16 protein-coding genes and 1 pseudogene are annotated in these 23183 nt (G+C 65.8%); 5 read left to right on the top strand and 12 right to left on the bottom strand.

What is annotated here, in order from left to right; translation table 11 throughout:
• Positions 1-128: 128 nt before the first annotated feature.
• The gene (locus PMI42_RS04450; RefSeq protein ID WP_035964483.1) at positions 129-1112 is read left to right on the top strand and encodes a glycerophosphodiester phosphodiesterase; all 984 of its coding nucleotides are present in this window, start codon (positions 129-131) and stop codon (positions 1110-1112) included.
• 109 nt (positions 1113-1221) lie between these two features.
• Here the strand turns inward: PMI42_RS04450 and PMI42_RS04445 are convergent, their stop codons facing one another.
• Positions 1222-3501, bottom strand: coding sequence for a spermidine synthase (locus tag PMI42_RS04445; RefSeq protein ID WP_008130941.1), 2280 nt, complete (start codon positions 3499-3501; stop codon positions 1222-1224).
• A gap of 205 nt (positions 3502-3706) precedes the next feature.
• Between PMI42_RS04445 and PMI42_RS04440 the strand changes: the two genes are divergently transcribed.
• Positions 3707-5317 (top strand): phytoene desaturase family protein, encoded by a 1611-nt coding sequence (locus tag PMI42_RS04440; RefSeq protein ID WP_008130940.1) that lies wholly within the window; start codon positions 3707-3709, stop codon positions 5315-5317.
• 281 nt (positions 5318-5598) lie between these two features.
• On the opposite strand, the gene PMI42_RS04435 is transcribed toward PMI42_RS04440, so the two are convergent.
• On the bottom strand, positions 5599-5754 hold the full coding sequence (locus PMI42_RS04435; protein ID WP_008130939.1) for a Flp family type IVb pilin: 156 nt from the start codon (positions 5752-5754) through the stop codon (positions 5599-5601).
• 162 nt (positions 5755-5916) lie between these two features.
• Between PMI42_RS04435 and PMI42_RS04430 the strand changes: the two genes are divergently transcribed.
• On the top strand, positions 5917-6837 hold the full coding sequence (locus PMI42_RS04430) for a 50S ribosomal protein L11 methyltransferase (protein ID WP_008130938.1): 921 nt from the start codon (positions 5917-5919) through the stop codon (positions 6835-6837).
• Positions 6838-6929: 92 nt separating this feature from the next.
• On the opposite strand, the gene PMI42_RS04425 is transcribed toward PMI42_RS04430, so the two are convergent.
• Positions 6930-7109 carry a hypothetical protein gene (locus PMI42_RS04425; RefSeq protein WP_008130937.1) on the bottom strand — a complete coding sequence of 60 codons (180 nt, stop codon included), beginning with the start codon at positions 7107-7109 and terminating at the stop codon, positions 6930-6932.
• Between the two features lie 188 nt (positions 7110-7297).
• Between PMI42_RS04425 and PMI42_RS04420 the strand changes: the two genes are divergently transcribed.
• Both PMI42_RS04420 and PMI42_RS04415 read left to right on the top strand, forming a co-directional pair.
• Positions 7298-9127, top strand: a complete 1830-nt coding sequence (locus tag PMI42_RS04420) for an aminopeptidase P family protein (protein ID WP_008130935.1) — start codon at positions 7298-7300, stop codon at positions 9125-9127.
• A gap of 301 nt (positions 9128-9428) precedes the next feature.
• Entirely contained in the window at positions 9429-10706 is a 1278-nt protein-coding gene (locus tag PMI42_RS04415) for a multidrug effflux MFS transporter (protein ID WP_008130933.1), read from the top strand.
• Between the two features lie 151 nt (positions 10707-10857).
• On the opposite strand, the gene ligA is transcribed toward PMI42_RS04415, so the two are convergent.
• The 9 genes and pseudogenes from ligA to PMI42_RS04370 all read right to left on the bottom strand — a co-directional run.
• A complete protein-coding gene (gene ligA, locus PMI42_RS04410; RefSeq protein ID WP_008130930.1) occupies positions 10858-13005 on the bottom strand; it encodes an NAD-dependent DNA ligase LigA in 2148 nt (715 codons plus the stop codon).
• 161 nt (positions 13006-13166) lie between these two features.
• Positions 13167-14837, bottom strand: coding sequence for a DNA repair protein RecN (gene recN / locus PMI42_RS04405; RefSeq protein ID WP_008130928.1), 1671 nt, complete (start codon positions 14835-14837; stop codon positions 13167-13169).
• A gap of 13 nt (positions 14838-14850) precedes the next feature.
• The gene (locus PMI42_RS04400) at positions 14851-15741 is read right to left on the bottom strand and encodes an outer membrane protein assembly factor BamD (protein ID WP_008130927.1); all 891 of its coding nucleotides are present in this window, start codon (positions 15739-15741) and stop codon (positions 14851-14853) included.
• A 245-nt stretch (positions 15742-15986) separates the two neighbouring features.
• The gene (gene lpxC, locus PMI42_RS04395; protein WP_008130924.1) at positions 15987-16949 is read right to left on the bottom strand and encodes a UDP-3-O-acyl-N-acetylglucosamine deacetylase; all 963 of its coding nucleotides are present in this window, start codon (positions 16947-16949) and stop codon (positions 15987-15989) included.
• Positions 16950-17309: 360 nt separating this feature from the next.
• On the bottom strand, positions 17310-19109 hold the full coding sequence (ftsZ, locus tag PMI42_RS04390; protein WP_008130922.1) for a cell division protein FtsZ: 1800 nt from the start codon (positions 19107-19109) through the stop codon (positions 17310-17312).
• 87 nt (positions 19110-19196) lie between these two features.
• The gene (gene ftsA / locus PMI42_RS04385) at positions 19197-20519 is read right to left on the bottom strand and encodes a cell division protein FtsA (RefSeq protein WP_008130920.1); all 1323 of its coding nucleotides are present in this window, start codon (positions 20517-20519) and stop codon (positions 19197-19199) included.
• A complete protein-coding gene (locus PMI42_RS04380; protein ID WP_008130919.1) occupies positions 20516-21544 on the bottom strand; it encodes a cell division protein FtsQ/DivIB in 1029 nt (342 codons plus the stop codon). Before PMI42_RS04380 ends, ftsA begins: the two co-directional genes overlap by 4 nt.
• A gap of 340 nt (positions 21545-21884) precedes the next feature.
• Positions 21885-22871, bottom strand: coding sequence for a D-alanine--D-alanine ligase family protein (locus PMI42_RS04375; protein WP_035964488.1), 987 nt, complete (start codon positions 22869-22871; stop codon positions 21885-21887).
• Between the two features lie 124 nt (positions 22872-22995).
• A pseudogene (locus tag PMI42_RS04370) lies at positions 22996-23183 on the bottom strand (UDP-N-acetylmuramate dehydrogenase); the annotation flags it as partial.

The raw sequence follows: 23183 nt of genomic DNA, 5'->3' as shown, positions 1-23183 counted from the left end.
ATACAAGCCCGGCGGACGCAACCCAAGCCGCAGCCCGGGCTTTCAACAGGCACAAAAGCCTATAGAATAGGCCGTATCAGCCAGAATGCGGTTGAATACCGCCCGTTCCTCTTGCCCCCCGGACTGTGATGGCGTCACGTGCTGCGACAATTCTGGCTGCGATCTCGATGGCGATTGCGGGAGAGTCCATGGCCTTCGATCTCGAGGCGCACCGCGGCGGGCGGGCGCTGCTGCCGGAAAACACCCTTCCGGCCTTCGCCAACGCGCTCGCGATGGGCGTGGATACGCTGGAGCTCGATGTCGGCATCACCAGTGACGGCGAGGTCATCATCTCGCATGAACGCGGGCTCAATCCCGATCTCGCGCGGGATGCGAGCGGCACCTACGTCACGTCGCCCGGCACGCCCTTCGTGAAGCTGCGGCTCGAAGAGGTCAGGACCTACGACGTCGGCCAGATTCGCCCCGACAGTGCTTACGCCAGGCAATTCCCCGAGCAGCGCGCCCTGCCGGGGACGCGCATTCCCAAATTGGGCGAGCTGTTCGCGCTGGTGCGCAAGTCCGGCAACATGCGCGTGCGCTTCAACATCGAGACCAAGATCGATCCGAACCGTCCGGAGGAGACGCTCGATCCGCAAGGGTTCGTCGCAAAGCTGCTCGATGTGATCGGGGCCGAAAAGTTTTCAGATCGCGTCATGATTCAGTCGTTCGACTGGAGGACCTTGCAGCTCGTCCAGCAGCAGGCGCCTGATATCCCGACCGTGTACCTGACACTCCAGCGGGGCTCGGCCCCGACAATCGCGCTCGACAAGGCGACCGACTGGACGGCGGGTTTCAGTCCGGCCGATCACGGCGGCTCGCTGCCGCGCACCATCAAGGCTGCGGGCGGCGCAATCTGGTCGCCCTATTTCGCCGATGTGACCGCGGCGCTGGTCACGGAAGCCCACACGCTCGGCCTGCGCGTCGTGGTCTGGACGGTCAACAAGCCCGACGACATGGCGCGAATGATCGAGCTCGGCGTCGACGGGATTATCTCTGACAGGCCCGACCTGCTGCGGCTGGTCGCCGGCGAGAAGGGCATTGCGCTGCCGGCGGGAACGCCGGTGGAGCCGTAGAAGCGGAGGCCTTTTCGCCCGGATGGAGCGCAGCGAAATCCGGGAGACGTGCCCGCCACGACGAGCGGCCCCGGATTACGCTGCGCTCCATCCGGGCTACGAAGCGGCCCTACTCGCCATCCCGCAACCGCCGGTACAGCGCACCGAGGATGTTGGAATAATCGTCGGTCCAGACCCGCACCCTGTCGTCGGCCTCGGTCAGTTCCCATGATTTGGATGACGCGAGCTTGCCGACATCTTCCTCCTCGCGCGCGGAGATAACCACGTCGGTCGAGAAGATGTAGTCGCCATCGCGCCCTGAATCCTCGTTGTAGACCCAGCTCTTGAGGTCGTTGGCATCGGCGATGCCGACCACGACGGTTTCGAGATCGAGGTGCCGGTTGGAGACATGCATCACCACGGCGCCGTGGGGCGCGAGCTTGTCCTTGTAGATCTTCATCGCCTCTTCGGTGGCGAGATGGATCGGGATCGCATCCGACGAATAGGCATCGACGATGATGAGATCGTACACGCCGTCCGGCTCCTTCGCGAACGTGAGGCGGGCATCGCCGATCACCGGTTTCAGGCCGGGCATGCAGCTCGAGATGTAGCGGAAATTCTTCGAGTCGCTCGCCGCGTCGACCATGGACTGGTCGATCTCGAAGAATTTCCAGTCCTCGCCGGGCTGGGCAGCGCAGGCGAGCGTGCCCGATCCGACACCGATCGCGGCGACCTTGAGCGGCGCGCCCTTGCGCTCGCGGATCGCGGTGACGGCCTGACCGATGCCGCCATCCTTGTGGTAATAGGTGATCGGCTCGGGCCTGCCGGTAACAGGCGTGCCGTCATTGTTGCGGAAGCGCTCGGCGCCATGAATCGTGGTGCCGTGCATCAGCACGTGGAAATAACCGCCCGGCGTCTCCACGATCTTGTGCACGCCGAAGAAGCTGCGCACGGTGGTGACCCGCCCCTCGTCGGCCGGATAGATCCGGATCAGCGCCAGCGCGAGCGCGACGGTGGCAAAGATCTTCCAGCGGCCCACGTTGAGCGCCAGTGTCAGCAGCGCAGCCAGCACGCCGACGGAGCCGGCGACCCAGACGCGGTGATCCTCGAACCAGGTCGAGATGTTGCCGGTGGTGTAGGACGGCGCAACCAGCGCCACCGCGAGTACGGCGAGCGCCAGCCAGTACCATTTGACGATGCCGGCAAGACGTTCGTTCGCGGACGGGCGGCACAGCGCGGCGAGCGCGACCAGGATCGGATATTCGGCGATCCAGGAGAAGGTGAAGGGGGCAACGAGTCCCGCAAACAGGCCGCCGACCATGCCGCCGAACGACAGCGCGACATAGAAGCCGGTGAGATATTTGGCTGCGGGGCGGGTCCGCGCCAGCTCGCCGTGGCAGGCCATGGCGATGACGAAGAAGCACAATTGGTGACCGCCGAGCGTCAGCAGCAAATTCTGCTCGCCGCCGAAGGCCAGCAGGACGACCACGCCGGCGATCGCCACCGGCTGGAGCATCAGCATCCATTTGTGCGGCAACAGCGGCCGCGACTGGAACACCACCACCCAGGTGAGCAGATACAGCGACAACGGCAGCACCCAGAGCAGCGGCGCCGCCGCGACGTCGGTCGAGATGTGCGCGGTGACGGCGATGAGCAGGCCGGATGGCACCGCGGCGAGGAAGATCCAGCGCAGCCGCGTCACGAGACCGGGCGCGGGCGCATTGATCTCCTCGGTTCGCGCGTCGACCACGGCCAGCGGCGGCGAGCGAAGCAGCAGCGCACCGCAGGCGCCGATGAGAAGAATCAGCAGGCCATAGCCGCCGGTCCAGAACCGGTTCTGGGTATGCAGCGTGAAGATCGGCTCCAGCAGGAACGGATAGGACAACAGCGCGAGAAAGCTGCCGATGTTCGAGGACGCATAGAGGAAATAGGGATCGTGCCCGGCGGGATGGCCGGTGCGGACGAACCAGGCCTGAAGCAGCGGATTGTTGGCGGCGAGCGCAAAGAACGGCAGCCCGATCGAGACCACGAACAGGCCGAGCAGCCAGAACGCATAGCCCGAGGCCGGCGGCTCGCCATAGGCGCCGGCGACGCCGAGCGGCAGCGTCGCGAAGGCCAGCACCAGCAGCACGAGATGCACCACGACAGGAACGATCCGGTTCCGGACCTGCATCAACAGATGCGCATAGGCATAGCCCGCGAGCAGCAGCGACTGGAAGAACACCATCGCCACCGACCACACCGCCGGCGAGCCGCCGAGCCGCGGCAGCACCATCTTCGTGAACAGCGGCTGCACCGAGAACAGCAGCAGCGCGCTGACGAAGATCGCGGCGGTGTAGACCGTCAGCAGCAGCCGGTTGCGCGAGGCGGACGGCTGCACCGTGGCGGCGGGTTGCACGATCGAATCCATGAAAACTCCGGCCAAACTCCGGCGGGCGCCGGACCGCTGCAATGGAGCACACGGCGCCTGAACGGGCAATAAAGGCTCGCGTGATGTTGCAGCGAGGAATGGCTGATATACAGATGTCATTCCGGGGCGATGCGAAGCATCGAACCCGGAACCTCGAGATTCCGGGTTCGCGCTACGCGCGCCCCGGAATGACGCCAGGGACATCATGAGCGAAACCGACGTCGTCATCATCGGCGCTGGCCATAACGGCCTCACCTGCGCGGCCTATCTCGCGATGGCGGGCCTGCGCGTGCGTGTGGTCGAGCGCCGCAAGGTGGTCGGCGGGGCCGCGGTCACGGAGGAGTTTCATCCGGGGTTCAGGAATTCGGTCGCGGCCTACACCGTGAGCCTGCTCAATCCGCAGGTGATCCGCGATCTCAAGCTCGCCGAACTGGGCCTGCGAATCGTCGAGCGGCGCGCGCAGAATTTCCTGCCCGCGCCCGACGGCAGCTATCTGCTGACCGGCGAGGGACGGACGAAAGCGTCCGTCGCGCGGCTCAGCGCGCGCGATGCGGAGGCGCTCGACGGATTTTCGCGCGAGCTGGAAGACATTGCCGACGTGCTCAGGCAATTCGTGTTGCGCGCGCCGCCGAACCTCGTCGACGGTTTTGGCACCGCCGCAATCCGCGAGGGCGCCAACGCGTGGAAGACAGCCAACATTCTGCGCAGCCTCACGCTGGAGCAAAGCCGCAGCCTGCTCGATCTCTTCACCCGCTCGGCCGGCGAGATGCTGGAGCAGCGTTTCGAGCACGACCTGGTCAAGGCGCTGTTCGGCTTCGATGCCATCGTCGGCAATTACGCCAGCCCTTACGCCGCCGGCTCGGCCTATGTGATGCTGCATCACGCCTTCGGCGAGGTGAACGGCAAGAAGGGCGTCTGGGGCCACGCCATCGGCGGCATGGGCGCGATCACGCAAGCCATGGCGCGGGCCGCACAGGCGCAGGGCGTCGTGATCGACACCGATGCGGGCGTGCGCGAGGTGATCGTCGAGCGCGACCGCGCGGTTGGCGTCGTGCTGGACAACGGCGAGACGATCCGCGCCAGATATGTCGCAGCCAACGTCAATCCGAAGCTGCTCTATACGCGGCTGATCGCGGCGGACGCCCTGCCGCAAAACTTCCTCGCCCGCATCCGGCAGTGGAAGAACGGCTCCGGCACCTTCCGCATGAATGTGGCGCTGGACCGCCTGCCTTCCTTCACCGCGCTGCCGGCTGACGGCGATCATCTCTCCTCCGGCATCATCCTCGCGCCGAGCCTCGGCTACATGGACCGCGCCTATCTCGATGCGCGCGCGCACGGCTGGAGCCGGGAGCCCGTGGTGGAGATGCTGATCCCCTCGACGCTCGACGACACGCTGGCCCCCGCGGGACAACATGTGGCGAGCCTGTTCTGCCAGCATGTCGCGCCGGAGCTTCCCGACGGAAAGTTCTGGGACGACCATCGCGACGAGGTCGCCGATCTCATGATCGCGACGGTGGATAAATACGCGCCGGGCTTTGCGGCCAGCGTTCTCGGCCGCCAGATCCTCTCGCCGCTCGACCTCGAACGGCAGTTCGGCCTGCTCGGCGGCGACATCTTCCACGGCGCGCTGACGCTGAACCAGCTGTTCTCGGCGCGGCCGATGCTCGGCCATGCCGATTACCGCGGGCCGCTGAAGGGCCTTTATCACTGCGGCTCCGGCGCCCACCCCGGCGGCGGCGTCACCGGCGCCCCCGGCCACAATGCGGCGCAGGCGATCCTGAGGGATCACCGCTCGCTGTTCGGAAGCCGTGGATAGATCTGTGGATGATCTGTGGACAGGGCGTCGAGAACCCTGTGGTCTGATCGTCGACATCTGCGCATGGCCGATGGGGACAGGCTGGGGAAAACCTGTGGAGGGGCTGGGGACGACCGGCGGGACAGGCGCCGGGATAACGTGCGGAAAACGAGCGGATAGCCAGTGGGCAATTCTCGCGCTCACAAGCGACCTCGCCCGCCAGGGGCAATTCCCCGTGCGGGCGATTGTCAGGAAACAGCCTACGAAGAAAGTAGCCCCCGCTGGGAAATGGGAGGCAGAAATTACTTCAAGGAGCTGCTAATCGAACCGAACTTGTCATTCATCGTAACGCCCAGGCTGTTCACCACGGTGATGATCGCCAGAGCGATACCCGCCGCGATCAGGCCGTATTCGATCGCCGTTGCACCGGACTCGTCGGACCAGAACTTCGAAACCATGCACTTCAAGATTCGCCTCCATTTCCATTCCAAGATGTGTTGGTCGGTTCCAACACCCGCAAATCTACGGAGTGCAACCTGCGGTCGGGTTAACCCGCAAATTGCAAGTTATGCGAAAAATTGGGAACAAAAGTTCCAAAAATTGAACCCGATGGAACCCTGATGCAGCCTTCTCCCACCCACCGCGCCAGCTTTTCGCTTCCCACCGAGGCGGCTGCCAGGCGCGTCGTCGACATGCTCACGGAGGTCTTTTTCGAGGGCGATGCGGCGGTCGCCGCATTCGAGCGACCGGACGGGCCATGGGACGTCACGCTGCATTTCGCCGAGGCGCCGGACCAGGCATTGCTGCGCGAACTCGTTGCAACTTCAGCCGGAAATGAGATCGCCGACACGCTCATGTTCGACACGGTCGAGGCCAAGGACTGGGTCAAGGCCAGCCTGGAGGATCTCGTCCCGGTCCCGGCCGGGCGTTTCGTCGTCCACGGCAGCCACGACCGCGACCGCGTCGCGCCGAACAAACTCAAGATCGAGATCGAGGCGGCGCTGGCTTTCGGCACCGGCCATCACGGCACCACGCGCGGCTGTTTACTGTTGCTTGACCACGTCCTGAAGAGCTCGCGCCCGAGCAAATTGCTCGATCTCGGCACCGGGACCGGCGTGCTGGCCATCGCCGCGGCGAAGGCGCTGCACCGCGCGGTGCTGGCCTCCGACATCGACCCTCCCTCGGTGCGGGTGGCGGCCGAGAACGCCACGCTGAACGAAACCGGTCACCATGTGCGGGTGATCCGCGCCACCGGCTTCGCCGCACCGGATTTTGCCAGATGCGGCCCGTTCGACCTGGTGCTGGCCAACATCCTTGCCAATCCGCTCCGGCAATTGGCGAGCCCGATGACGCGGCACCTTGCGCCCGGCGCACACGTCATCCTCTCCGGCCTGCTGACGCATCAGGCCCCTGCCGTGATCGCCGCCTATCGCGCGCGCGGCCTGGTGCCGCTGCGGCATCTGCGGATCGAGGGGTGGAGCAGTTTGTTGTTGCGGAAGCTTTCGAAGGGTGGATTAGCGCAGCGTAATCCACCTCTTTAATCTCCGCGGTGACAGAAGTGGTGGGTTACGCCTGCCGGGCTGCGCTTCGCGCAGGAGCCACGCTAACCCACCCTACGACATCGTCGATGCCGCTACTCCGCCGGCTTCTCGTCCTGGCGCACGACGCGCTCGCTTTGCAACGCGCGCCTGGCGCGGCGCTCGGCGAAACGATCGATCATCTGGCTGATGAGGCCGCGCGGCTTCTTCGGTGTCGTTGCGGCCGGGGCGCGGCGCACCGGCGGCGAGATCTTCTCAAACGTGAACGCTGGCATCGTGTGTCCCCTCGCCGTTGAGATGAACCACTTGCTCGAATTTCCCTGTTATCCGGACGAAGCGCAACAGCCGCATCCTTTACTCCACTCAATTCGAATGGAACTATTTCAAGCACAGTCCATGCCAGATGCGACCTCAAATGCGTCTACATTGCGGACCGGTCGCCATGATCCTAAAGTAGTCCACCATGTTCGAAGCACACTTCCAGACATTCGAGGAGCCCGAGGCCGGCGTCGCGTTGACGGCGCGCCTTGCCGCGCTCCGTGAAGAGCTCGCCCGCCGCAAGCTGACCGGCTTCGTCATTCCGCGCGCCGACCAGCAGCAGAACGAATATGTGCCCCCCTCGGAAGAGCGGCTGGCCTGGCTGACCGGTTTTACCGGTTCGGCGGGATTGGCGGTGGTGCTGACGCATGAGGCCGCGGTGTTCGTCGACGGACGCTATACGATCCAGGCCGCCAAGCAGGTCGACGCGAAGGCCTGGGCGGTGGAATCGCTGATCGATCCGCCCCCGGAAAGCTGGGTGTCGGCGCATCTGAAAGCCGGCGACCGCCTCGGATTTGATCCGTGGCTGCACACTTTTGCGGCAGCCGAACGTCTGGCCGCTGCCTGCACCAGGGCCGGCGCCGAGCTCGTCGCCGTCGACAGCAATCCGGTCGATGCGATCTGGCAGGACCGGCCGCAGCCGCCGCTCGCCCCCGTCGCCGTGCACAGTCTGCAAAATGCCGGTGTCGCCGAGGCTGACAAGCTGGCGCAGATCAAGAGCGAGATCGCCAAGCTCGGCGCCGACGCGCTGGTGCTGTCGGACAGCCATGCGGTGGCCTGGACCTTCAACATCCGCGGCGCCGACGTCGCGCATACGCCGCTGCCGCTATCCTACGCGCTGATCCCGAAGGACGGCCGTCCCACCATCTTCATCGACCACCGAAAACTCTCCAACCTCTCGCGCGACCATCTCGAACAGTCCGCCGACGTGCGCGAGCCCGATGCGATGGCGCCGACGCTGATGGCGCTGGCCAAAAGCGGCGCGGCGATCGCGCTCGACAATGCCACCGCGGCCGATGCGCTCAGCCGGCTGATCGCCAGCGCCGGCGGCAAGCCGGTCCGCGGAAGCGATCCGATCGCGCTGCTCAAGGCGGTCAAGAACGCGACCGAGATCAAGGGCACCCAGACCGCGCACCGGCGCGATGCCGTGGCGTTGGCGCGTTTTCTCGCCTGGATCGACCGCGAGGCCCCCACCGGCAAGCTCACCGAGATCGACGCAGTCGAGGCGCTGGAGACATTCCGCCGCGACACCGGCGCACTGAAGGACGTGTCGTTCCCGACCATCTCGGGCACCGGCCCGAACGGCGCCATCGTGCACTACCGCGTCACCCGCAAGAGCAACCGGCGCATCGCGCCCGGCGACCTCCTGCTGATCGATTCCGGCGCGCAATATGAAGACGGCACCACCGACGTCACCCGCACCATGGCGGTGGGCGAGCCGACGGCCGAAATGCGCGACCGCTTCACCCGCGTGCTGCGCGGCCACATCGCGATCGCACGCGCGGTGTTTCCCGACGGCACCAATGGCGCGCAGCTCGACACCCTGGCGCGGCAATATCTCTGGGCCGCCGGCGTCGATTTCGAGCACGGCACCGGCCACGGCGTCGGCAGCTACCTCTCAGTGCATGAGGGGCCGGCGCGGATCTCGAAGCTCGGCACCACGCCGCTGAAGCGCGGCATGATCCTCTCCAACGAGCCCGGCTATTACAAGACCGACGGCTTCGGCATCCGCATCGAGAATCTCGAGCTGGTGGTCGAAGCTAGCATCGAGGGCGCCGAGAAGCCGATGAATGCGTTCGAGACGCTGACGCTGGCGCCGATCGACCGGCGGCTGATCGATGTCGCCATGCTGAACCGCGACGAGCTCAATTGGCTCAATGCCTACCACGCCCGCGTGCGGGCCGAGGTGCGGCCGGCGCTGGACGAGGCGACCAAGGCCTGGCTCGACCAGGCGACGGCGGAGCTGAAGGCGTAGCGCATACGGCTACGCGATCAGCGCAAGGCTGCATCCCCCACAACCGCCGTCATGCCCCGCGAAAGCGGGGCATCCAGTACGCCGCGGCCTCTCGATTCAATCACGACTGCCTCTGGAATACTGGATTCCCCGCTTTCGCGGGGAATGACATCTCATTTGTGGAACGAGACGCGCGCCCAATCGGTCGCCATCGTGCCCGCATCATAACCGTCCCAAAATCCGAATAGCCGCATTCCGAAACGCCGATATCCGTCTTGCGTGAGCACGCTACAGTCGATTCGAATTCGAAAGACGGACACCTATGCACGGCATGATCAGCAGGCCGCCGGATGCGGCCATGAAGAACCTCGCGACCTCGCGCGTGGTGCTGCTGCTGCTCGTCGTCATGACCGGGATTGCGCCGATCTCGCTCTACATGCTGGTTCCGGCGCTGCCGGTGCTGGCGACCACGTTCGGCAGCGACATCTCGATCGCGCAGATGACGGTGTCGCTCTTCATGGTCGGCATCGCGCTGTCGCAGCTGATCATGGGACCGCTGTCGGACAAGTTCGGGCGGCGTCCGGTGCTGCTCGGCGGGCTGACGCTGATGGTCGTGGCCAGCGTCGCCTGCATCTTCGCGCAAAGCCTGCCGCAGCTGATCGCCGCGCGTTTCTTCCAGGCGCTGGGCGGCGCCACCGGCATGGTGGTCAGCCGCGCCATCATCCGCGACATCTACGAGCGCGATCGCGTCGCCTCGATGATCAGCCTCGTGGTCGCGGCCCTGATGATCGGGCAGATGGTGTCCCCACTCACCGGCGGCCTGATCGAGACCGCGTTCGGCTGGCGCGCGATCTTCTACGCCATCGCGATCGGGGCCATCGTCGTCGCCGTCGGGATCGCATTCGCGCTGCCGGAGACGCGCCGCAGCCGCGCCGCCGGCAGCGGCTTTCGCGGCGACATCGGCATGTTGATCCGAAGCCGCGCCTTCGTCGGTTACGTGATGTGCCAGGTGCTGGCCTCCCAGATCATCTTCACCTTCGCCGGCGGCGGCCCCTACATCGTGGTGACGCAGATGGGCCGCAGCAGCGCCGAATACGGCGCCTGGTTTGCGACGTCAGGTTTTGCGTATCTCGTCGGCAATCTGCTCTGTGTGCGCTTTGCGCCGCGGCACGCGCTGGAAAAGCTGATCTGGTTCGGGCTCGGCCTTCAGCTCGGTGGAAGCCTTCTCAACCTGTTCTGGAGTTTCGCCGGCTGGAACGAGGCGCCGGCCTGGCTGTTCGGCACGCAGATGATCGTGATGGTCGGCAATGCCTTCGTGATGGCGAACTCGGCCGCCGGCGCCATCAGCATCCGCCCCGAGGCGGCCGGCACCGCGTCAGGCGCGATGGGCTTCCTCCAGCAGGGCATCGGCGCGCTGATGTCGCAATTCGGCGCCTATCTCGGCGGCCACTCTTCAACGACGCTGCCGCTGACCTCGGCGGTGCTCGCGATCTCGCTCCTCTGCGCCTGCATGATGATCTTCGTCGTCCCCCGCCGCGAGGTCGTCGTGAGCGAGGCGCTGATCGAGCAGGCGGAAGAGGAAGAGCGCGGGATGATGTGAGGGACGCTGCACGCGTCCACATCATGCCGTTTCGTAGCCCGGATGGAGCGAAGCGCAATCCGGGTCAGTGCGCATTGCGGCAACACCGGCCCCGGATTTCGCTTCGCTCCATCCGGGCTACAAGCGTCGTTCGCAATGACGGGGAGAGAGCTCACTCCCCGATCAGCGCCAGCCACTCATCCTCGGTCAGCACCTTGACACCGTGCTTGTTGGCCTCGGCGAGCTTCGAGCCCGCGCCGGGACCGGCGACGACGAGATCGGTCTTCTTCGAGACCGAGCCCGAGACCTTGGCGCCGAGCCGCTCGGCGGTGGCCTTGGCCTCGTCGCGCGTCATCTTTTCCAGCGAGCCGGTGAACACCACCGTCTTGCCGGCGACGGCCGAATTGCTCTTCGGCTTCTCGGCGTCGATGATCTCGACCTCTTTCGTCAGCCGTTCGACGATGCCGCGATTGTGGCTCTCGCCGAAATAATCGGCGATGCTCTTGATCACGGTTTCGCCGATCTGGTCGAGCGCGTCCATCTCGGCCATCGCCTCCTCGTCACCCTTGGCGACCTTGAGACAGGCGTCGTGGAAAGCCTCCCACGAGCCATAGCCGCGCGCGAGCGCCAGCGCCGTGGTCTCGCCGACATGGCGCATGCCGAGCGCATAAACAAACCGCTCCAGCGCGATTTTTCGCCGGCTCTCGATGGCGCCGAAGAGGTTGCGCACCGAGGTCGCGCCGTAGCCCTCGATCTCCTCGAGCTTGAGCTTCGAATTGCGCTTCTCCAGCGTGAAGATGTCGGCGGGCTCCTTCACAAAACCTTCGTCGAAGAAATACTGGAGCTGCTTCTCGCCGAGGCCGTCGATGTCGAAGGCGCGCCGCGACACGAACAGTTTGAGGTGCTCGATCTTCTGGTACGGACAGGCGAACTCGCCGGTGCAGCGGGCGCGTGCCTCTTCTTCGCCGGCGGCCGTCTCCCCGCGCACGACGTCGGTATGCAGCGGGCACGGGCACTTCTTCGGGAAGTGGAATTCCTTGGCACCTTTCGGTCGCTTGTCGAGGACGACGTCGACGACCTGCGGAATGACATCGCCGGCACGCTGGATCACGACCGTGTCGCCGATCCGGATGTCACGCCCCTCGCGCAGCACCTCGCCCTTGTTGCCGATGCCCTTGATGTAGTCCTCGTTGTGCAGCGTGACGTTCTGCACGATCACGCCGCCGACGCCGATCGGCTCGAGCTTTCCAACGGGCGTGAACGAGCCGGTGCGGCCGACCTGGATCTCGATGTCGCGCAGCACGGTCATGGCCTGCTCGGCCGGGAATTTGTGGGCAATGCCCCAGCGCGGCGTGCGCGAGACGAAGCCGAGGCGCTCCTGCCAGTCGATCCGGTCGACCTTGTAGACGACGCCGTCGATGTCGTAGTCGAGTTTTGCGCGCTCTTCCTCGATCTTCTGGTGGAACGCGATCAGTTCCTCGACCGAATGGCAGAGCCTGGTCAGCGGATTGGTCTTGAAGCCGCAGCGCTCGAACCAGTGGATCATGCCGCTCTGGGTTTCTTCCGGCATCGCACTCATCTCGCCCCAGGCATAGGCGAAGAAACCGAGCGGGCGCGAGGCGGTGATGGTCGGGTCCTTCTGCCGCAGCGAGCCGGCAGCCGAATTGCGCGGATTGGCGAAGATGGTGCTGCCTTCCGCCTTCTGCCGCTCGTTGAGCGCCAGGAATGCCTTCTTGGTCATGTAGACCTCGCCGCGCACCTCGCAGATATCGGGAACGTTGCGTCCCCTCAGCTTCTGCGGCACGTCTTCGAGCGTGCGGATGTTGGCGGTGACATCTTCGCCGACCGCACCGTCCCCGCGCGTGGCTGCGGTGACGAGCTCGCCGCCCTCGTAGCGCAGCGACATCGAGAGGCCGTCGATCTTCGGCTCCGCGGAGAAGTCGATCTTGTCGTCGTCGAGCTTCAGAAAGCGCACGATACGGCCGACGAAGTCGCGGACATCCTCTTCGGCAAAGGCGTTGTCGAGCGAGAGCATCGGCACGGAATGCCGTACCTTTTTGAACCGCCCCGAGGGTGCCGCGCCGACCTTCTGCGACGGTGAGTCCGCGCTGACGAATTCCGGAAACCGCTTTTCGATCGCGTTGAAGCGCTGGCGCAACGCGTCGTATTCGGCGTCGGTGACGGTAGGCGCGTCGTCCTGATAGTAGCGCTCGTTGTGCCCCTCGATCTCGAGCGAGAGCCGCATGTGCTCGACCTTGGCCTGCGCCTTGGTGAGATCGGCGACGTCACGAAGCGGTTTGGATTTTGCTGCTCTTGCCATGGTGCTTGGATACGACGGAGCGGGCGGAGGGGTAAAGATGGGCGGAGGTCTTGTTCCCCGGACGCAGCGCAGCGCGTCCCTAGCGGTGCACTGCAGAGCCGGGGCCCATGGGGCGGCGACCTGGGTCCCGGCTCGCGCTGCGCGCGTCCGGGACACGAAACCTAGCTCGCGGCCTTCAGCAGCCGGTCCGCGGCCGCCCTCGCCTCGGCCGTGATCTCGGCACCCGCCAGCATCCGCGCGATTTCCTCGCGGCGGTGGTCGGCGGCGAGTGTGTTGACCCGGGTGGCGACGCGCTTGCCCTTGTCCAGTGCATCCTTGGAAATGAGAAGGTGCTGGTCGGCGCGGGCGGCGACCTGCGGGGCGTGGGTGACGGCCATCACCTGCACCTTGCCGGCAAGGCGTGCGAGGCGCCCGCCAATGGCGTCCGCGACCGCGCCGCCGACGCCGGTGTCGATTTCGTCGAACACCAGGGTCGGCGCAGAGCCGCGGTCGGACAGCACCACCTTGAGCGCCAGCAGGAAGCGCGACAGCTCGCCGCCGGAGGCGACCTTCATCATCGGGCCCGGCTTGGTGCCCGGGTTGGTCTGCACCCAGAATTCGACGCGGTCGAACCCTTGCGGGCCCGGCGTCGCCTCGTCGGTCGCGACCTGGGTCATGAACTTGGCGCGTTCGAGCTTGAGCGGGGCGAGCTCGGCATTGACCGCCTTGTTGAGCTTCTCCGCCGATTTCTGCCGCGCCAGCGACAGCTTCTTGGCGGCAGCAGCGTAATGCGCATCGGCCTCGATCGCGGCCTGCTCCAGCTTTTTCAAGCGCGAAGCGCCGGCATCGATCAGCACGACGTCGGCGGCGTATTTGGCGGCGAGTGCGGCGAGCCCGTCGACCGGCGTCGAATATTTACGCGAGGCGGCACGCAGGGCAAACAGCCGCTCCTCGATGCGTTCGAGCTCGGCCGGGTCGAAATCGGTCGCGGCGAGCGCGGCCAGGAGATGCTGGTCGGCTTCCTCCAGCGCATTGATCGCGATGTCGATCGCCTTGACGGCGGGCTCGACCAGCGCCGGCGAATTGACGCCGCGGCGCTCCAGCCGGCGCACGGCAGCCGAGAGGGCCGCGACCGGCGAATTGTGGCCGCCGACGACCTCCTGTGCCTCGCGCAAATCGGAGGCGATCTTCTCGCCCTGCATCATCGTGGTGCGGCGGGACGCCAGCGCGGTCTCCTCGCCGTCCTTGGGCGCGAGCTGCTTCAGCTCGTCGGAGGCGTGGCGCAGATAATCCGCCTCGCGCGCGGCGCGCTCCATGCCGGTGCGATGCTCCTCCAGCGCGGTGTTGGCGGTGCGGCGCGCGTCCCAGAGCGCTTCAACAGCCACGACATCCTTTTCCAGGCCGGAAAAGGCATCGAGCAGGCGGCGATGGGTGGCCGCATCGACCAGCGCGCGCTCGTCATGCTGGCCGTGGATCTCGACCAGGGCGGCGCCGACCGCCTTCAGGGTCTGCACGCTGATCGACTGGTCGTTGATGAAGGCGCGGGTGCGGCCGTCGGCAAGCTGCACCCGGCGGAGAATCATCTCCCCGGTATCGTCCAGGCCGTTCTCGGCGAGGATCTTTGCCGCAGGGTGATTTTTGGGGATATCGAACACGGCCGTGACCTGCCCCTGCTCCGCGCCATGGCGCACGAGGCCGGCGTCGCCGCGGCCGCCGAGCGCGAGTGCAAAGGCATCAAGCAGGATGGATTTGCCCGCACCGGTCTCGCCAGTCAGAACCGCAAGACCGGTGGCGAATTCGATATCGAGCCGTTCGATCAGGACGATGTCACGGATCGACAGACGCGCCAGCATGGAACCAAATTTCCTAGCCGAGGCCCATCTTCTTGAAGGTCTTGCTGATCCAGGACCCCTGATTCTCGCTCGGCTCGAGACCACCCGATTTTACAAGATTATAGGCGTCCTTGTACCAGCGACTGTCAGGAAAATTGTGGCCAAGCACCGCGGCCGCGGTCTGCGCCTCGCCGACGATGCCGATCGCCATATAGGCTTCGGTCAGCCGGTAGAGCGCCTCCTCGACATGGCGCGTGGTCTGGTACTGGGTGACGACGGTCTTGTAACGGTTGATCGCCGCCGTGTAGTCGCGCTTCTGCGCATAATAGCGGCCGGTGTTCATTTCCTTGCCGGCGAGCTGGTCGCGCGCACCCTCGATCTTGGCCTTGGCCGAGGTCGCATATTCGGAAGTCGGATATTTGCGCACCACCTCTTCCAGGGAGGCGATCGCCTTCTCGGTGCGGGTCTGGTCGCGGCTGACGTCCGGGATCTGATCGTAATGCGAGGCGGCAATCAGGTATTGCGCATAGGCTGCGTCCGGGCTGCCGGGATGCAGCGTGACGTAGCGGGTGGCCGCGCCGATGCAGCCGTCATAGTCGCCGCCCTGGTAGGACGCGTAAGCCGACATCAGCAGCGATTTGCGGGCCCAGTCGGAATAAGGATGCTGGCGGTCGACCTCTTCGAACTTCTTGTTCGCCGCCTTCATGTCCTTCTTCTCGTTCATGAGGTACAGGCCCTCATTGTAGATCTTGTCGGCGGGCTCCTCGACGAAGGTGTCGTCCTTGGCGGTGAACTTGTCCCACAGCGCCCCGGTGCCGCAGCCGGCCAGCGGCAGCGCGAGCATGATGAAGGTGGCGGCGTGAAGCAGCCCACGGACTCCAGACGAGACCGAGAGATATCCGCGCGTCATACGCTGTGCCGACATGAGTTTTGCCCTGACGCCCTGTGATGCGGTGCCCGCAAGCCCATGAACCCCGTCATGAGCGCTAATGTAGCCGTGGTGCCTGCCATGCGACCACGCCGGTGTAACCGAAAAACGATCTTGAACCAACCGGATAGGCAGGCATTTCGCCCGGATTAAGGCGAACATGCCGCAATCCTAGCCGATCATCGTTACCAGGAGTTTCCCGGGGGGAAGCCGCCGCCAAATGCCCGCAGCGGCAGGTCTGCTCAGGACACGTCCGGCCCGTAGGCCGCGGCGACCCGACTGCCGACGATGCCGCGACCGACTTCGCCCACGGGACGCGTGGTGCGGCGGACGGCCTCGCCCTCGACCACCCGCCAGGCGGTCCGGTCGGCCAGCAACGCAGTCAGAACGGCGTGGTTGAGCTTGTGGCCGCCACGGACCGAGCGGTAGGCGCCAAGCAGCGGCAGGCCGGCCAGCGCGAGGTCGCCGATCACGTCCAGCACCTTGTGACGGGCGCATTCGTCGGCGTAGCGCAGGCCCTCGGTGTTGAGCAGCCGCTCGTCGTCGAACACGACGGTGTTGTCGAAGGAGGCGCCGAGGGCATAGCCCGCGCTCCAGAGCCGGGCGACGTCGCACATCAGGCCGAAGGTCCGGGCGCGGCCGACGTCGCGACGGAAGCGTTCCGGGCTGAGCTCGAAGGCGTAGCTCTGCTGGCCGATGACGGGATTGGTGAAGTCGATCTCGACCTCGGCGCGGAACCCGTTGGCATAGGGCCGGATCTCGCCGAAGGAATCGCCGATCTTGACCGAGATCGGCTTCAAAACCTGGATGAAGCGACGCTGCGCCGGCTGGGTGACGATGCCGGCCTGGTCGATCGCCGCAACGAAGGCCGCGGCGCTGCCGTCCATGATCGGCACTTCCGGCCCGTCGATCTCGATGGTGGCGTTGTCCACGCCCATGCCCCGCAGTGCAGCGAGCACGTGCTCGGCAGTGGAGACCAGGGGCCCGTTGCGATCGCCGAGGACGGTGGCGAGATCGGTCGCGATCACCTGATCGGCGGTCGCCTGAACTTCGCGGTCACGTCCCTCAAGTCCGGTGCGGACAAAAATAAAACCTGCGTCGACAGGCGCAGGCCCAAGCGTGAGAGTGACGGGAAGACCGGAATGAACGCCCACGCCTGCCACGGTGGCTTGCGCACGAAGCGTTGTTTGCCGGCTAAATTTCATCAGGAACCCGCCCCACTACGACCCACTGCGACTTATACTCACCCGAACCGAGCGGCCAAGGCCGCCGTCCGAATCCGTATCCCCAAGTCACGGCAAACCATAGTCACTGCCTCAAACAGCGCCAACTCACGCTTTTTTACCGATTGTTACCCCAAACCTGCCGTATTCGCGCCAAGGCTTAACCAAATTGCGCCGAGCTTTTGGGCCGTTACCGGCACTTTTACTGAACCATTGAATACGTAATTAATGATTTAAAATCAGTTGTTTGGCCACGAAAACGTGACAGGCATGGGACAAAAGGAAAGGCCCCGGCAAGCTTCCCGCCGGGGCCTTTTTGCGTCTGCCTTATTGTAACAATCCTCAGGTCGCCTGACGCCGCAGGAAGGCCGGGATATCAAGATGGTCGTCGCCCTGTGGCGCCGGCGCCACAGGCGCCGGGCGGCCGTGCATGTCCAGGCCCTGCGGGGCGGGACGGCGCGCATACTCAGATACCGGCTCGCTGGCCGCGATCTGCTGTGCCACGGTCTTCTGCGGACGGCGATCAGGCAGCGGCGGCATCGCCGGACCCGTGGTCCGGGCGGCGACCGGTGCCTCGCTCTCCTCGTCGCGGCGGCCGAGGCCGACATTGGCGAGGCGCTGGAGCAGCGACAGCCGGCTCTTCTGCGGAGTCTCCTCTTCGACCTCGCCGCGAGCCTGGCGAAGCTCGGCCTGGGCCGGCATCGGCAGTTCGTCGATACGCGGCATCCGGGGTGCACGCGCCGGCCCACGCTCGGCCTGCGGCGGGATGAAGTTTTCCGGCGTCATCGGCTCCTGCATCACGACCGGGGCCATGTCGGGTTCCGGGAACAGGGTCGGCTTCTGCGCGATCGGGCGCACGGTGACGTCGCCATAGGTCTGCATCGGCGCGGGCGCCTGCGGGACCTCGGAAACGGCGGCGGCGATGGCGGCGAGCGCGGCGCGCTCGACATTCGGACGCTGCGCAGCGGGAGCGGCCGCGGCCGGCACCGCAGCCGGGATCTGGGTTTCCAGCTTCTGGGCGCGTTCGGCCAGACGCTGGTTGTCGGCGCGCAGGCGCGCGGTCAGGTCGGCGAGACGGCTCTCGGCGACCGCGGCCGGAGCAGCGGGAGCCTGCTGCACCTGCGGCGCGGCGTTCGCAACCGGAGCACTGGTGGCCTGGCTGTTGCGCGCGATCGCGGCCTGCTCGATGCCGGTGGCAACGACGGAAACGCGGATCAGGCCGTCGAGCGCTTCGTCGAAGGTGGCGCCGACGATGATGTTGGCGTCCTGGTCGACCTCCTCGCGGATGCGGGTCGCGGCTTCGTCGACCTCGAACAGCGTGAGGTCCTTGCCGCCGGTGATGGAGATGAGAAGGCCCTTGGCGCCCTTCATCGAGCTGTCGTCGATCAGCGGGTTGGCGATCGCAGCTTCAGCGGCGGTCAGCGCGCGCTTGTCGCCGGAGGCCTCGCCCGTGCCCATCATCGCCTTGCCCATCTCCTTCATCACCGCTCTCACGTCGGCGAAGTCGAGGTTGATCAGGCCTTCCTTGACCATCAGGTCGGTGATGCAGGCAACGCCCGAATAGAGCACCTGGTCGGCCATCGCGAAGGCGTCGGCGAAGGTGGTCTTCTCGTTGGCGACCCGGAACAGATTCTGGTTCGGGATGATCAGGAGCGTATCCACGACCTTGTGCAGCTCGGCGATGCCGGCCTCGGCCGTGCGCATGCGGCGGGCGCCCTCGAAGTGGAACGGCTTGGTCACGACGCCGACGGTGAGGATGCCCATGTCGCGCGCGATCCTGGCGATGACGGGAGCAGCACCCGTGCCGGTGCCACCGCCCATGCCGGCGGTGACGAACACCATGTTGGCGCCGGAGAGATGGTCGCGCAGCTCGTCGATCACCTCTTCCGCCGCGGTGGCGCCGACGTTCGGCTGCGAACCTGCGCCGAGGCCTTGCGTGACGACCGTGCCCATCTGCACGATGCGCTGCGCCTTCGACATCGTCAGCGCCTGCGCGTCGGTGTTGGCGACCACGAAGTCGACGCCCTGAAGGCCCGCCGTGATCATGTTGTTGACGGCGTTGCCACCGGCTCCGCCGACGCCGAACACGGTGATCCGGGGCTTCAGTTCGTGAATATCAGGAACATTGATGCTGATGGTCATGGTTGCCTCTCGATCACGCGCGTGTGGGTTCGCCCCGGCCGGCGGCCGCGGGAGTTGGTGAAAATGAGAAATTGCGGAAAGCGCTCATCAGAAGCCCTCGCGTAGCCATCGTCCGACCTTTCCGAAATATCCGCCGGTTCCCGTCCTGACCTGCTGCCGCGTATGCCGCGGTTCGACATGTTCCTGGTGAACATATTGCGGGTAGACGAGGAGGCCGGCCGGCACCGCGAACGCGGCGTTCTTCGCCTCGTTGGGCAGCCGGCCGAAACCGAGCGGACGACCGACCCGCACGGGCCGGCCGAGAATCCGTGTGCCGAGCTCGACGAGGCCGGTCAGCTGCGAGGCGCCGCCGGAGAGCACGACGCGGCCGTTCGGCTCTGAGGCGAAGGGCGAATCCTTCAGCTTGTCCCGAACCATTTCGAAGACTTCCTCGGCACGGTGCTTGACGATGTTGGCGATGGTCGCGCGGGAGACGATCTGCGGCAGATCCTGCTCGTCACCGGCTGTCGGTACAGACATCAGCTCACGCGAGTCCGATCCGCCGGTGATGACGGTCCCGTATAACGTCTTGATTCGCTCGGCGTCGGCAATGGTCGCGGAGAGTCCGCGGGCAAGATCCATCGTGATGTGTTGCCCGCCAACCGCAAAACCGGCCGCGTGCACGAACCGGCCGCCGGCATAGACCGCGATGGTGGTGGTGCCCGCCCCCATCTCGACGACGGCAGCGCCAAGATCGGCCTCATCGTCGGTCAGCACCGACAGTCCGGCCACATAGGGGCTCGCCGCCATGGCTTCGACATTGATATGGCAGCGCTCCACCGCCAGCATCAGGTTCCGCGCCACGGTGGCGTCGCAGGTGACGACGTTCATGTCGACGCCGAACTGATGGGCGACCATGCCGCGGGGATCGCGGATCCCCTTGACGCCGTCGAGCGTGTAGCCGACCGGCAGCGCATGCAGCACGGTGCGGCCTTCGCCGGTGGCGTGGCGCATGCCGGTGGAGGTGACACGGCTGACATCGGCCGGCGTCACGGCACCGCCGCGGATATCGGCGGCAGCCTCGACCAGCTGGCCGGAGAGCCGGCCGCCGGAGACCGACAGCAGCACGGAATCCACCCGCACCTTGGCCATTTTTTCCGCCAGCCCGACGGCCTGGCGCACCGCCTGCTCGCATTCGCCGAGGTCGACCACCGCGCCGGCCTTCATGCCGCGCGACTGGATCTGGCTGTAACCGATCAATTCCACCGCATGGGTGCGGCCGCGCAGCGCATCGCTCGGCGCCGACGGCTTCAGCCGCGCGATCATGCAGGCGATCTTGCTGGTGCCGATGTCGAGACAGGCGACGAGGCCGCCGCGCTTGTGCGGCATCTGGCGCGTCTTCGGCGTCTGGGTGCGATCAAGACCGGTCATGCGGCGTCCCCGGCCTTCTTTTTCTTCTTGTCCTTGAACAGATCTTCGCGCGCCTTGGCGGCGTCGTCGGACAGCTGCACCACCAGGCGATCGGGCAGGCGCATGTCGACGGCGACGATGTCGCGGGAGAACAGCCTGTCCTCCTTGTCGAGCCTGGACAGCAACGCCAGCGCGTTGCCGACGTCCTGCTCGGGCAGGCGGATGTCGAGGCCGTCCTTGAGCCGCAGGTTCCAGCGCCGCTCGCCGACATAGATCGCGGCCTTGGTCACGGCATTGACCTGCGGATAGCGCGCCAGCAGCGCCAGGAAATCGCGCGCCTGGGTGTCGGCACCCTTGCCGACCACGAGCGGCAGCGACAGGAACCTGCGCGAGACATAGGGCTCGAGCACGGCGCCGTCGTCGGCGATGACGGAGAGGCGGCCGGCCTCCTGCCACAGCGCGAAGGCCTGGCGCTCGGTGATGTCGATCATCAGACGGCCCGGATAGAGCTTGAGTACGGTCGCGTCCGCGATCCAGGGATTGGCCTTGAGCTTCTCGCGCACGACGTCGGCGTCGAGGAACAGCAGCGAGGAACGGCCGCTGACGCCGCCGATCGCGAGGATCTCGTCCTGGCTGAGCTGCTTGCGGCCGTTGATCGCGACCGAGGTGATGCGGAAGCCGGCCGAATTGGCCATCGCGTTGCGGGCATCGCTGACCGCGGTGATGAAATCCTGGAGATGGCCGCCCTTGACGATGCCGAAGCCGCAGCTTCCGAGCAGCAGCAGCACGGTCATGGTGATTCCGACCCGGCGCGGCGCATAGCGCTCGACCAGCGCGACCAGGCGCGGCGGCGGCTCGCGCTCGATGACGGGCCTGGCCTTGCTCCGGGTCCGGATCTTGTCCTGGGCGGCAACGCGCTTGGCGTCGCGCTTCTCTTGGACCCACTCGCGCAGAAGCACGACCGCTCCGATAGCGGCCGCCTTCAGGTCAGCTTGGGGCCTCAGCGATCTCAAAAACGACCGGGTGAGGCTTCCTGCACCATCCATTGCACGAGCTCGTCAACAGTTTGCCCGCGGTATCGCGCGGGTCCTGGCGAACATGACATCTCGGGCTTGCCGGGTCGGGTCAGCAGACGAAGCCTCTCCCTTCAAAACGTGCGCTGGAAGGTGACATCACCCGCAACAGCCCACGCGTCGGCAGCCAAAGCGCCATATGCGCCGCCAGCGTTAACCTTCGGATGTCCTGGTAAACAAAAGGTAAAGTTCGTTAACGCGGGATGCTTTTTGCCCAGCCCTGTGAGGCATTTATGCCGCGATGTCCGGCATTTTACCGGATTTGGGGCCCAAACCAGGCCGTTTCGCCGGTTTGGCCGTTAACCAGTCCTAATTATTTCCGCACACCGCGCACGGCGAGCTCGACCAGGCCGCGCAGGAAGTCGTCGAACGCGATGCCCTCGGCCTTCAGCGCCTTGGGGTAGAGCGAGGACTTGGTCAGCCCGGGGAGCGTGTTGGTTTCGAGGTAGACGAGGCCCTTGGCCGAGACGATGAAGTCCGAGCGGGAATAGCCGGTGCAGGACATCGCCCGGTGCGCCAGCATGGCCTGCTCCTTCAGCGCCGCGGTGATCTCGGCGGTGAAGCGGCCGGGGCAGATCTCCTGGGTCGTCGACAGGAGATATTTGGCGGCGTAGTCGAAACTGCCCTCACCCGGAATGATCTCGATCGGCGGCAGCGAGATGATCGAGCCATCGCTGCGCTCCAGCACGCCGCAGGTTGCCTCGACCCCGGCGATGTAGGGCTCGATCACATACTCTTCGTGCTTGGCCGCATTGCGGACCGCGACGAGATCCTGCCTGGCATTGACGAAGATCAGGCCGTAGCTCGACCCGTCCCGCGCGGGCTTGGCGATCAGCTTTCCATATTCGGCGAAGGCCTCGTCGATGTCATCGAGCGCAACATTGGCCGGCGGCGTCACGCCGCCGAGCGCAGCAAAATGCTTGGCCGCGATCTTGTCGAAGGCGAGATGCGAGGAGGCCGAGCCCGAACCGGTGAAAGGCACGCCGCGCGCCTCGCACATCACCTGCAATTCGCCGTTCTCGGCGCGACCGCCATGCAGGCCGAGCACCAGCACGCGATCTTCCGCCTTGGCCCGATCGAGCGCCTGCGCCAGCGGAATGCCCGATGTGCCCGGCTTGAACTCGTCCTCGAACGGACGGGCATGCTCGAGCAGCTGCCTGGACTGCACCACATGCACCTTGTCCTCGACGTCCCACCACCAGAGATCGGCCTCGGGCAGCGCCTGATGCAGCGCCTGCGCCGAGGCGACCGAAACCAGACGTTCCCTGTTGGAGCCGCCGAAGAGGATGGTGATGCGCATGTTCATAGTTCTCTCTGGTTCGTCATTCCGGGGCGCCCGGAGGGCGAGCCCGGAATCCATAACCGCAGCCTGGGGTTATGGATTCCGGGCCTGCGCCTGACGGCGCATCCCGGAATGACGGCGATCATGAAACCCCGATCCGCTTGATTTCCCAATGCAGCTCAATTCCGGAATTTTCCTTCACGCGTTCGCGCACGGTCTCGCCCAGCGTCTCGATGTCGTGCGCAGTGGCGTCCCCGGTGTTGATCAGGAAATTGCAGTGCATCTCCGACACCTGCGCGCCGCCGACGCGCAGGCCGCGGCAGCCGGCGG

The sequence above is a fragment of the Bradyrhizobium sp. YR681 genome, from assembly GCF_000282615.1.
Classification (GTDB): domain Bacteria; phylum Pseudomonadota; class Alphaproteobacteria; order Rhizobiales; family Xanthobacteraceae; genus Bradyrhizobium.
This window is presented reverse-complemented; position numbering and strand designations above follow the sequence as displayed.

Bases quoted from the DNA above. Each gene is read 5' to 3' on its own strand.
- PMI42_RS04400 (WP_008130927.1), bottom strand. From the start codon at position 15,741: ATGTCGGCACAGCGTATGACGCGCGGATATCTCTCGGTCTCGTCTGGA.
- ftsZ (WP_008130922.1), bottom strand. From the start codon at position 19,109: ATGACCATCAGCATCAATGTTCCTGATATTCACGAACTGAAGCCCCGG.
- ftsA (WP_008130920.1), bottom strand. From the start codon at position 20,519: ATGACCGGTCTTGATCGCACCCAGACGCCGAAGACGCGCCAGATGCCG.
- recN (WP_008130928.1), bottom strand. From the start codon at position 14,837: ATGCTGGCGCGTCTGTCGATCCGTGACATCGTCCTGATCGAACGGCTC.
- PMI42_RS04420 (WP_008130935.1), top strand. From the start codon at position 7,298: ATGTTCGAAGCACACTTCCAGACATTCGAGGAGCCCGAGGCCGGCGTC.
- PMI42_RS04445 (WP_008130941.1), bottom strand. From the start codon at position 3,501: ATGGATTCGATCGTGCAACCCGCCGCCACGGTGCAGCCGTCCGCCTCG.
- PMI42_RS04430 (WP_008130938.1), top strand. From the start codon at position 5,917: ATGCAGCCTTCTCCCACCCACCGCGCCAGCTTTTCGCTTCCCACCGAG.
- PMI42_RS04375 (WP_035964488.1), bottom strand. From the start codon at position 22,871: ATGCGCATCACCATCCTCTTCGGCGGCTCCAACAGGGAACGTCTGGTT.
- lpxC (WP_008130924.1), bottom strand. From the start codon at position 16,949: ATGAAATTTAGCCGGCAAACAACGCTTCGTGCGCAAGCCACCGTGGCA.
- PMI42_RS04425 (WP_008130937.1), bottom strand. From the start codon at position 7,109: ATGCCAGCGTTCACGTTTGAGAAGATCTCGCCGCCGGTGCGCCGCGCC.
- PMI42_RS04435 (WP_008130939.1), bottom strand. From the start codon at position 5,754: ATGGTTTCGAAGTTCTGGTCCGACGAGTCCGGTGCAACGGCGATCGAA.
- PMI42_RS04450 (WP_035964483.1), top strand. From the start codon at position 129: ATGGCGTCACGTGCTGCGACAATTCTGGCTGCGATCTCGATGGCGATT.
- PMI42_RS04380 (WP_008130919.1), bottom strand. From the start codon at position 21,544: ATGGATGGTGCAGGAAGCCTCACCCGGTCGTTTTTGAGATCGCTGAGG.
- ligA (WP_008130930.1), bottom strand. From the start codon at position 13,005: ATGGCAAGAGCAGCAAAATCCAAACCGCTTCGTGACGTCGCCGATCTC.
- PMI42_RS04415 (WP_008130933.1), top strand. From the start codon at position 9,429: ATGCACGGCATGATCAGCAGGCCGCCGGATGCGGCCATGAAGAACCTC.
- PMI42_RS04440 (WP_008130940.1), top strand. From the start codon at position 3,707: ATGAGCGAAACCGACGTCGTCATCATCGGCGCTGGCCATAACGGCCTC.